Annotated in this window: 10 protein-coding genes; 1 reads left to right on the top strand and 9 read right to left on the bottom strand. The window is 41.7% G+C overall.

Features of this window, described 5'->3' with window-relative positions; all coding sequences use genetic code 11:
• Nucleotides 1-74: 74 nt before the first annotated feature.
• Entirely contained in the window at nucleotides 75-1,022 is a 948-nt protein-coding gene (locus AC5JMK_RS07420; protein ID WP_096677893.1) for an alpha/beta fold hydrolase, read from the bottom strand.
• 19 nt (nucleotides 1,023-1,041) lie between these two features.
• Nucleotides 1,042-1,548, bottom strand: coding sequence for a DUF4112 domain-containing protein (locus AC5JMK_RS07415; RefSeq protein WP_096679250.1), 507 nt, complete (start codon nucleotides 1,546-1,548; stop codon nucleotides 1,042-1,044).
• 144 nt (nucleotides 1,549-1,692) lie between these two features.
• Here AC5JMK_RS07415 and AC5JMK_RS07410 point away from each other — a divergent pair, with 144 nt between their 5' ends.
• A complete protein-coding gene (locus AC5JMK_RS07410; RefSeq protein WP_096677892.1) occupies nucleotides 1,693-1,929 on the top strand; it encodes a hypothetical protein in 237 nt (78 codons plus the stop codon).
• Nucleotides 1,930-1,952: 23 nt separating this feature from the next.
• Here AC5JMK_RS07410 and AC5JMK_RS07405 read toward each other — a convergent pair whose 3' ends face one another.
• The 7 genes from AC5JMK_RS07405 to AC5JMK_RS07375 all read right to left on the bottom strand — a co-directional run.
• Nucleotides 1,953-3,242, bottom strand: a complete 1,290-nt coding sequence (locus AC5JMK_RS07405; protein WP_096677891.1) for a Glu/Leu/Phe/Val family dehydrogenase — start codon at nucleotides 3,240-3,242, stop codon at nucleotides 1,953-1,955.
• 324 nt (nucleotides 3,243-3,566) lie between these two features.
• A complete protein-coding gene (locus AC5JMK_RS07400) occupies nucleotides 3,567-5,087 on the bottom strand; it encodes a carotenoid oxygenase family protein (RefSeq protein WP_096677890.1) in 1,521 nt (506 codons plus the stop codon).
• A gap of 243 nt (nucleotides 5,088-5,330) precedes the next feature.
• Nucleotides 5,331-6,773, bottom strand: coding sequence for a folate/biopterin family MFS transporter (locus AC5JMK_RS07395; protein ID WP_096677888.1), 1,443 nt, complete (start codon nucleotides 6,771-6,773; stop codon nucleotides 5,331-5,333).
• Between the two features lie 179 nt (nucleotides 6,774-6,952).
• Complete coding sequence (locus AC5JMK_RS07390) at nucleotides 6,953-8,137, bottom strand: beta-ketoacyl-ACP synthase (protein WP_096677887.1); 1,185 nt, start codon at nucleotides 8,135-8,137, stop codon at nucleotides 6,953-6,955.
• Between the two features lie 394 nt (nucleotides 8,138-8,531).
• A complete protein-coding gene (locus AC5JMK_RS07385) occupies nucleotides 8,532-9,350 on the bottom strand; it encodes a peptidylprolyl isomerase (RefSeq protein WP_096677886.1) in 819 nt (272 codons plus the stop codon).
• A gap of 205 nt (nucleotides 9,351-9,555) precedes the next feature.
• Nucleotides 9,556-10,125, bottom strand: a complete 570-nt coding sequence (locus AC5JMK_RS07380; protein ID WP_096677885.1) for a photosystem I assembly protein Ycf4 — start codon at nucleotides 10,123-10,125, stop codon at nucleotides 9,556-9,558.
• A gap of 220 nt (nucleotides 10,126-10,345) precedes the next feature.
• A partial coding sequence (locus AC5JMK_RS07375; protein WP_495909773.1) for a hypothetical protein occupies nucleotides 10,346-10,572 on the bottom strand: 227 nt, incomplete at its 5' end.

Raw genomic sequence — 10,572 nt, 5'->3', positions numbered from 1 at the left:
TACCCACCAAGGCATTAATTCCTTTTGTTATCTCAAAATAAGCGAACGGGCAGTATTGGGTGTGAATAGGATTTTTATTTTTCCAAAGTCCAAAATTGTGTATCTTGCAAAAATTCTAAGATTGCTGCATTTAATTCTTTGGAAGCACCAGTGGAAGCATCATGACAGCAATTAGCCAGAATTTGTAACCTAGAATTAGGAAGGCGTTGATGCAATTTTTCTCCGTGAGTAGCGGGAAACCAACTATCTTGTTTTCCCCACAAAACTAATGTTGGACAGTGGATAGAAGCAAGATTATTTTGTACTTTGCTCAACAAATTGGGTTTGTTTGCTTTCAGGTTCTCTATTTCCCGTATCGCGATCTTTACCTCTTCAGCTACTTTGGTGAGAGTACCCTTGAGTTCAATGTATGGATAAGTTATCCAGTAAACATCTTCATCTGTTAAGACAGATGGATCAAACAATACCCGACGCCGTTCTATAGCCATTACTTCTCTTACTAATGGAGCTATTATATTTGCCAAGCCTAATGTGTCTATTGTTTGTATGATTTCTAACGGAGTTTGGGCGAGCAATGACATCCCCCAATGGGGAAGACTTTCAGCAAAAATTGGTACATTGACTACTACTAAACGTGCTAGTAGCTGCGGATTTTCTTGAGCCAAAGCTAGGGCAACTAATCCACCTAAAGATTCTGCCACAATTGCCACAGGCTCATCACTTAGTGATTGAATTATTCGCTCTAATTCGATGACTTGATGACCATTATATTCTCTTCGCAACAATGGTTTTTCGGAAAATCCATAACCTTTGGCATCAAAACAAATTACCCGAAAGTATTTCGATAAAGGCTGAATACTGTGACGCCAATTATAACTCCAGCTACCCAGACCATGTAAAAAAACTATCGGTCTGCCAGTGCCTATTTCTCCATAAGCAATTTGTACAGGGTAGCCATTAGCATCAGAAATTGTGATAGTTTGCCGCCCTTTTGGAAAAGTCACTTGCCACCAATCTTTCATTCTTTTTGTGAAAACTCATTTAAGTACCGGTTAAGGCTCCCCACAGCAGTCTCATTAGTATCACAGGCAAGGCTATTAATACAATGGCAACTAACAGTAATCCAATCAAAACCGCGAATACAAACCACTTATCGGCACTTTGATTTTGACTAGGAAATCTTAAATGTTCTTCTAATAGCTTGACATTATGCTCATTTGCTGTCCAAGTAAAATCAAACAAATCTCCCAGTACTGGGACAGCACCGACCAAGCTATCAATAATGATATTAAACATCATTTTGCCTAAAGTCCTTGTTGGCACACCTAAGCGTGCTGATTCTAGGACAATGTAAGCAGAAAGCATGACACCCAAAAAATCACCACCAATGGGTATTAGTCCCAAAATAGGATCTAAACCAATACCAATACGTGTTCCGGGAATAACAATAGCTTTATCTAGCAAGCGACTAAGCTGGCGTAGACGCTTGAGGGTGGGTGCTTTAGCTTCAGGTTCAATAGTAGAAAAACGACGGGGTGGCTGAGACATGGAAGCGATCGCCTGTCTGTGATCAAATCCTAAATATTCTACTTCTATACTGGGAATTTGCAAGAATTTTTTGATATAAGTAACGAGATGTTTTATGAAGCGATCGCTTCTGCTATTTTGGTTTTATGAGTAAAATTTTTGTTTATGGAATCAAAACCACAAACTTTTAAACAAGCTGCCAAAGAAACAGCTCTACTGTTTTCAGGAGGTGCTGGCGCAGGACTAATTGTCTTTGCTCTGTTTGGCGGAGTATGGCAAGTCAACCAATTTTGGTGGGTGATGGCAGCAACTACAATGTCCTGTGGTCTATTAGCCCTACTTCTGCGTCAAAACTTCCAAAAGATGTTAAGTGCTTTGATGGACAATGCTCCTTGGCTGTAGGATTAGAAGTCATCACACCAAGCTCAAGGATACAAACCTCTATCGGTTAAAGCTTGAGCAACTCGACCAACCCCTAACGTATAAGCTGCTAGCCTTAAGGGAATTTGCCGTGTTTTGGAATGCTTAATAACTTGACGATATGCTTGCACCATCAAGTGTTCCAATTCGCGGTTGACTCGTTCCTCATCCCAAAATAAATAAGAAAGACCTTGTACCCACTCTAAATAACTCACGACCACACCGCCAGCGTTAGCCAAGATATCTGGTAGTACAGTTACACCCCGCGCTTCTAGTGCTTGGTTGGCTATGAGAGTCACTGGCCCGTTAGCCGCCTCTGCAATTATCTTGGCTTGGATTTGATTCACATTGTCTTGTGTGATTTGGTTTTCCAAAGCTGCGGGAATTAAAACATCACAAGGTAAAGTTAGTAACTCTGCATTGTTAATTGGTACTGCTTGTGGAAAGCCAACCACACTCCTACGATTCTCAGCAGTATAGGCTTTCAAAGCAGGAATATCAAGACCAGTTTCTAAATAAACTCCTCCACCTCCAGTCGATACAGCGATCACTTTCGCTCCTGCTTCATGCATTAACAAAGCTGCTGCACTACCGACGTTGCCAAAACCCTGGATAACTACTCGCACATCCGCCAAGGACTTACCCTGATCAGCTAGCGCCTCCCTAACAATAATCATCACACCGCGTCCTGTTGCCATCTCTCGTCCCAGTGAACCACCGATAGATAAAGGTTTTCCAGTCACAATTCCCGGAACTGCATGACCAACATTGACAGAGTAAGTGTCCATCATCCAAGCCATTTCACGGGCAGAAGTACCCATATCTGGTGCCGGGATATCTACACTGGGGCCAATATCTTTAATTAATTCGCTGGTGTATCGTCGAGTGAGCCGTTCTAATTCACCCACACTGTAACGTTTTGGATCGAGAGCAATACCTCCTTTGGCACCACCGTAAGGAATACCTAGTAACGCACATTTCCAGGTCATAAGCATTGCTAGGGCTGATACCTCCCGCAGTGTCACAGCCGAATGGTAACGAATGCCACCTTTATAAGGTCCTAAGACATCACAGTGTTGGACTCGATGTCCGGCCAAAATCTCTATTTCGCCATTATCCCGTTTTACAGGAATGGAGACTGTAACTACCTTACGTGGATGACTAAGTACCTGCAATAGACCTTGATCTAGCTTTAATTCTCGTGCTGCTGCTTCTAAATAGCTACAAGCTTGATCTAATGGGCAAATATAAGCTGGAGAAGGAGCTTCCAGTGGTTGTATAGAAGTTGTAATCATAGATTTTTCTCTTCCTATCACGCTTCCATAAAATCTTTTGCTTGTGGAACCGGATGTCTATATCTAGGCTAACCTTTATTTTTGAGAAAAATATAATTTCTGTATCTTAAGTTACAAATTTTCGTGATGTAGCTTTTTTTGCTCGCTTTCAAAATAGTAATATAGAGTGACCAGAGATACACATAGATGAACATAGATAAAAAGTATCTTTTTTATCTATGTTCATTTTCTTTTTTATGTGTGGTGGGACTGGGTGTAAGGGTATGAAGGAGCTTATACCCTTGCGATGAATCGACTAACACCAACCGTATTAACTGATCACTGTTAAACAAACACCTCAGAAGTAAAGTTACCGTGTAAACCGTAAGGAATATGATGTTTAAGATGTAGCCTTGCTACTGGCCCTATGTTGAAATTACGGGCATCTAGAATTACTACATCTGAGCGATCGCAATTAGCATCATAAACCAAAGCTAACACCCAACCATCGTCTTCCTCTTGAGAATGAGGACGGGGTACAAATACTGGTTCGCTAGCAAAGCCTTTGGGTGCAGCACTCCAGAGTTGTTTTTCTCCCGAGTGAAGATCCATCTTCAAAAATGCTTGCAAGGGGGCGTTACCACTAGGAACATCAGCAGCACCAATATATAAATAATGATGCGATCGCCCCACTTTTTGAGGATGCAAAGTCGGAAATTCACAACAACGGTTTTCTAGCAATTTTCGCTGTACAGTCTTGTCTTGAAGATTCAGGTGAAAACGCCAGAGTTGTCCAGGCTTGAGAGCATCAAAATCAGTCTGTCGAAAATCATTTCCTGATTCAACTTCTGGTAAAGATTCGTAGCAAATAGAATCAATAATAATTTCGTTTCCTTGCTCAAAAGCATTGGCATGGTGGAAAACAAAACCAGAGTGAGTTTCGAGAATTTGCACCCCCTTTAGTCCACCCTTATCAAGGGGGGATTTTAGGGGGGTTCGGCGAGGAATAATGATGACTCGCGTTGGTTGATTGGGCTGAAATTTAATACATTCACCTGCACCACGTATTCCCAAAGCAAAAGGAATGGGATTGAAACTCACAGGATTTTGAAAAAATACGCAGTAGTTTGGAGTAATAGCAAAATCGTGAATAAAGGCGAAACCCGGTACACTATGGGCGTGCTTTCTTACAATAGTGCCTGTTGTGTCTAACTCAAAAATAGTAATAGTTGTTGATAGCCCTGGTTTGATGGAAAAATTTACCAAACAAGGTTCACCACCATCAAACTCACAACTAGGATCAAAACGGGGATGGGCGCTAAATGCTTCACCTTCTGACAGCACACCGTGAAAGTATTCTTTACCCAAGGTATCTAGTGTATGAGGATCAAGGCGATGAGGTTCTGCTGCTTCCCACAGAGCGAGCAGTTTATCACCCCAGTAGATAACATTGGTATTAGCAATATTTTTGAGTTTAAAGTCGAAGGCATTAGCTAGCCAACCACCTGGTTTTTGTGTGCCAAAGACACCACGATAAAGAAGTTTACCCGCTTTTTGTTCTTCCAAATAAGCATCAGTGCGGACAAAGCGATTGCGGAAGTGGGCGCGACCATTTGAAAATGTTATGCGGCTTATCATTCCATCTCCATCAAAAGGATGATGAATTAATTGCCCATTTATGTCTAACAAACCAGGGCCATTTCTGAATAAACTACCATTCAGTTCTGGTGGAATTTGCCCTTCTATGTCATCTATCCAATAATCAAATTCTTGTTTTAAAGATTTATATCCACCTTGCCAATCATTACGGTTATAAGGCTTTGTAGATATTTGAGAAATTTCTTCTTGAGTTTCAAAAGTTTGCATAGGTTGAAGTGGAGATTGGGGATTGGGGAAAGGGGATTGGGGAAAGGGGATTGGGGATTGGGGATTGGGGATTGGGGATTGGGGAAAGGGAATTGGGAATTGGGAATTGGGGAAAGTGGGGAGTGTGGGAAGGAAAGGAGGGACAAGGGGACACGCAGAATATTTTTGATAGATTCTCCCTTTTCTCCTACTCTGCGTATCACCGCGTCTCTCCCCGATCTCCGATTCCTGATCTTTTATCCCCTAATCCCCAACTATTTCTGACTCTAGTTCTCGCAGCATCAATTCCGGTATCATATTGGGTGCAAAAGATTCTTCATGATCCGGTACTGAGGCTGGTGGTAAATTCTTAGATGTTTCGGTTTCAGACTCAGCAGCAGGCAACCAGTTGAGAAAGGGTAATGGTAACAAAGTACTGAGGTTAGTCAGAATTACTAAAATCCATAGTTTGTCAAAATTTGTTTCTGTAATTCTAAACCAATGCATCAATACTGCACCCAACTCGTATGAAACTAGTCCAGCTAAATTAGTTACTGACATTAATAAGGCAAATAATGTTGCTTCTACTCCTGATGGACAAAGCCTGGCTGCTAGAACTAACACTGGCATATAGGCAATTTGTCCCATAACAGTAAGAATTAGGCTATCACCCAAACTAAACCAGTGGTCATCAATGCCTAAAGTCCGGTTTGTATGAGTTACTAGCAGCAACATTGTCATTCCTAAAGCGGCTGAAATTACAGTACTCCAGCCAAAAATGACGCGAAAAGGGACGGTTTTAAGAAAACGTTGGAAGATCCAGATACCGACTAAGGAAGCAAGGCTAGTTACTAAGCGTACTCGTCCTAAAAACTCTGGTTGAAAATGTAATTCGTTTGTAGTAAAGAAGAAAAAGGCTGAATCAGCAGTTGGTGTAGCTTGCCAGATGAAAAGAAATGCTGTTGGTAGCCAAATAGCTTTTTGAGTAATGGCTTGGCGTAGTTGTCCAATTTGATGTTTGATTGATTGGAAGTTGGGGTTGTTGGTAGTGTTGACATTCTGCTTGACTGGAGATTCAGCAATTAACCAAGCTACTGCTGAAACTATGAGGGGAAAAGAGGCGGTAATCCAAAATACGGTGCGATTATTGAAATGCTCTAAAAGGACACCGCTAAAGTAAGCAGTAATCAAACCACCGAAAGCGGAAGCACCCCAGCATAGGGATTGTAAAGAACCTGCTTCCGCTTGGGATTCTATCCTGGCTCGTTCGACGACTAATGAGTCAACAATTACGTCACTAACAGCAACAGATAGAGAACCAAGAGCGATCGCTGCTGTTGCAACTACAGGTGTGTGAACAATTGTGGCTAGGCTCACCCAAGAAGCCGCTCCGATTATCCCAGATAAGACCAAATACGGTCGTCGTCGATAGCCAAAAATGGGGAAGCCATCAGAAATAAAACCAAATAATGGTTTGATAATCCAGGGTAGAACAACTATACCCATTAGGGCCGATACTTGAGCTGGAGTTAATCCTAGTTCATCTTTGAGAAAAAAGCTGACGGCTAAACGTGCCAACCCCAAAATACCTTGGACAAAGTAAACGGTAAGAATAGCAATTAATTCGGCTGTTGGTTCATTGCCAAAAAAAATCTTTTCTTTTATTGATTCTTTGACCTTGGACAAACCAGAGGAGGAAACCAGCATGATTATAAATTATTTTTAAGTTTTATCGACTTTTATTATCATATCTATTTTCTCTAATATGACGTGTAGGAGAAGCGTTTATTGGTCAAATTCTGTTGAAATCACAGAGATTTTACAGAGAAACTTGTAAATTTTATTTACCAAAATTTACGGACTATTTATTTTTTGAATTAGATAAGTTAAATATTGAATTTTTCTTTTTCTAGTGCCATTACAGCATTTTGTCCTCCAAACCCAAAACTAAAACACAATACTCTTTGAACTTCAATTTCACGTGCTTCTCTTACCAGATTTAAATCAAACTCTGGTTGCTGTAAGCCTACACATGGCGGTAATATTTGTTGCTGTAATGCCATTAGAGAAAAAGCCACTCCCAAAGCTCCTGATGCGCCGAGAGTATGTCCTGTAGCTCCTTTAGTAGAACTAACTGCCACTTGTTGAGGAAATAATCTTTGTATTAATTGGCTTTCTACTTGATCGTTAATTTGCGTAGCCGTACCGTGAGCATGGATATAATCAATGTCTCTTGGTGTTAAGTGACTGCGTTGCAAACATTCCTTGATTGCTGCGATCGCACTCTTACTTTTTGGTTCTGGAGTATTGGCATGATATGCATCTGTTGTTAAGCCAAAACTAAGTATCTTTCCATACACTTTAGCTTGGCGCTGCTTTGCTGATTCCGCCGATTCTAAAATCAAGATCGCTCCCCCTTCTCCTAAAACTAAGCCTTCACGACGCAAATCAAAGGGATACGCCCCAGTTTTAGCCAAAGCGCCCATCTTGTGAAAGCCAGTCAAAGTCAGAGGCGTAATTGCTGCTTCTATCCCTCCTGTCATGACTTGCTGACATTGTCCAGATTTAATTAAATATGCAGCTTGAGCGATCGCCCAAATACCAGTAGCACAAGCCGCCATAGGTGCTAAAACAATCCCAGTCGCACCAATTTGTCTTGCAGCTGCGATCGTATTCATGTGTGGTAGGGTGTCTAACCAATTCTCTGGGGATCGGGGATCGGCGATCAGCGATCGGGGATTGGAATTTACCATTTCCTTTTCCCACCTATTTTTCGCCATCTCTTCCCACATCGCCTGATTACTGCGACTCGAACCAATGACAACACCGCAATTTGGCAGAGGATTAACTAATCTTGCATCTTGTAACGCAGAAGCAACCAGGTGTTGAGTCAGTAATTTCAACTGTGCTGGTTGCTTGTCAATTAACCCAAGAGGATGTGGTTCTAATTCTGGAAATGGTTGACAAATTTTAATAGCAGATTTACCTGCTAGCAATTGCTGCCAACTCTCTACGAGGTTTTTACCCAAGGCAGAAACTAAACTAATACCAGTGACAACGACTTCTAGCAAGTTTTGAGGATTGGAGAAGGTGGGGCCCCCTGGAGGGGATAAGGGGTAATCAGGGTGGTTTCATACAAGCAGAGAAAAATTAAAATCTTCTTTTAAAGCCTCTCCCCTTAATAAGGGGAGAGGTTTGGAGAGGGGTAAAAATCTATGCTTCAAAACGAGAAATACAGACTTCCATATTTTTCTTTTTTCGTATGAAACCACCCTGCTCTGGGGATAAGGGGTAATGGGGATCGGGGATCGGGGATTGGGGATTGGGGATTGGGGATTGGGCATGAATTCAGTTAACAGTTAACAGTGACCAGTTTAATTTGATAACTGATAACTGATAACTGATAACTGATAACTGATTAGTTGTCTCCCTTTTCCCCGATCCCCTTTCCCCGATCCCTGTTCCCTATTTTCCACCGTTTTTCAAATTTTCTGCACCTTGAGTGACTTTGGCTGAGTCGATGCGATCGCCTTGCTGAATTTTGTTCACTACATCCATACCTTCTGTGACGTAGCCGAATACGGCGTAGCTACCATCTAGAAAACCTAAATCAGCTAAGGCAAAATAAAACTGTGAAGAAGCAGAATCTGGCATTTGCGATCGCGCCATTGCGACTGCACCTAGTTTATGTGTCAACAGGGGGGGTTGATTGATACGAGCCGATTCCAATGTTTTGCTGTAAATGGGGGCGTCTGATCCTTTGGGCTTAATTTCCAGTGGAATATAGCGTTCACTACCTGTTTTAGGATCAATGAAACCACCAGTTCCTAACCTATTAGCTGCAACTTTCGGATCTTTACTTTGGGGATCGCCACCTTGAACAACAAAAGGTTGGGGTTGACGCACAACTCGGTGGAAAACTAAGCCATCATATACACCACGTTGTACTAAGTCTATAAAGTTACCAGCAGTGATGGGGGCATTAGTACCGTCTACTTCAATGGTAATTGGAGAACCATTGACGGTCATTACCACGGTAGCTTTGCCTTCAAGTCTTGGTAAATCTTTCATTCCAGGAATCGCCTCTTGTGTAGCTTCAGATACAGATGTTGTCTCTGTAGTTGTTTCTGTTGTCGCCTGTGTAGTTGTATTGGTGCTTGCCTCCGTGGCTGTGGGTGTGGCAGGTGAAGTATTAGAAGATACTTGCTGTGTCGAACACCCACCCACCATCAAGACACTGACAATCACAAATACAACCAAAAGCTCCGAAAATTTTAACCGCATTAGCTAGTTCTATAGACTCAACCAGTGTATCTTAGCTTCTGATTGCGAATATGAGTAATTTGTATAAATGTGGTGGTCAAGAGTCAACCTCTAACAGGATTTTGGATTGACCCCACACATAAACTTCAGGGCTTGCACCCTGCTGAGAATTATTCTGTCAAGAGTCAAGAGTCAAGAGTCAAATGACTAATGACTGATGACCAACCTACAAACCTTCCAAAGGTACTCCCAGAAATCTAGCTAATTCTGCTCCCTGAATCTCCAAGTCTTTTAAAGACATCGGTTGACCTACCCTTGTTAAGGGAATATCTCGACGACCTTTGGCACGCAAATAGAGAGTACGACGAGGATTTAGACCTTCTTTGATCTGGACTCGTACAGATTGTACATCTTGGGTGTTAAAGTTAAGTTCGATACGACGATTCTTGCCAGGAAAACCCCAACGGAAGATTTTGACTTTGCCAGTTTTCTGGTTAAACTCGTTGTATCCACCGCCCACATCCAAAAGAATTACTGACCACAGATACAAAGCGAGAAGCAAACCCGCCACACCGTACAATCCCATCACTAATCCTTGTGGGACAAAAATAAGTTGAGTTGGATCGGTAACTATGAGTAAATTAACTTGTAGGTAACTAGATAGCGCAGCCAAGAAAAAGCCTGTGGCACCCAAAGTTACAATACTTGCCCACCAGTAGTTACTCAACCGACGTGAACCGAGAACCTTTTGATGCAAGACGCGTTCGTCTTTGTTAATGGTTGTTGATGTCGTCATGGAACTACCTTGGCGTTTGATAAATTCCCTTTAAAAGTCTGCCACTGTATATGGATCTATTGCAAGTTTCTTTTAAGATTTCTGAGAAAACTTGTGTCAAATTGTAAAATTTCTGATATTGATAATATTTAATAGTTCTATGCAAGATACCTGATTTACACAGGTGCATCAGGCACAAAAACAAGACAAATTATGATAAGTTAAGAAGCATTAAGGAATACTAGCTAAATTTACAGCTGGTGTTGGGGGTAATGGCACGACCCTGAGAAAAACTGACTGAATCTAGCAGTAGTTTCTCATAAAAGCAGGTACGTAAAGTATCTGTGTAGTGTCGAAACAACGTTAATTCCTCAATAACGTGCAATTTTAGTAAAAAAGAGGGTTTTAGTTCGATGACCATCGCAATTGGACGTAGTACTACCAGAGGGTGGTTTGACGTTCTCGACG

The sequence above is a fragment of the Pelatocladus sp. genome (assembly GCF_059505505.1).
Note: the sequence above shows the minus strand (reverse complement) of the source record. Positions and strands in the feature narration are given on the sequence as shown.

What these genes read in the sequence shown, in the direction of transcription:
- AC5JMK_RS07420 (WP_096677893.1), bottom strand. Translation starts at nt 1,022, where the DNA reads ATGAAAGATTGGTGGCAAGTGACTTTTCCAAAAGGGCGGCAAACTATC.
- AC5JMK_RS07415 (WP_096679250.1), bottom strand. Translation starts at nt 1,548, where the DNA reads ATGTCTCAGCCACCCCGTCGTTTTTCTACTATTGAACCTGAAGCTAAA.
- AC5JMK_RS07410 (WP_096677892.1), top strand. Translation starts at nt 1,693, where the DNA reads ATGGAATCAAAACCACAAACTTTTAAACAAGCTGCCAAAGAAACAGCT.
- AC5JMK_RS07405 (WP_096677891.1), bottom strand. Translation starts at nt 3,242, where the DNA reads ATGATTACAACTTCTATACAACCACTGGAAGCTCCTTCTCCAGCTTAT.
- AC5JMK_RS07400 (WP_096677890.1), bottom strand. Translation starts at nt 5,087, where the DNA reads ATGCAAACTTTTGAAACTCAAGAAGAAATTTCTCAAATATCTACAAAG.
- AC5JMK_RS07395 (WP_096677888.1), bottom strand. Translation starts at nt 6,773, where the DNA reads ATGCTGGTTTCCTCCTCTGGTTTGTCCAAGGTCAAAGAATCAATAAAA.
- AC5JMK_RS07385 (WP_096677886.1), bottom strand. Translation starts at nt 9,350, where the DNA reads ATGCGGTTAAAATTTTCGGAGCTTTTGGTTGTATTTGTGATTGTCAGT.
- AC5JMK_RS07380 (WP_096677885.1), bottom strand. Translation starts at nt 10,125, where the DNA reads ATGACGACATCAACAACCATTAACAAAGACGAACGCGTCTTGCATCAA.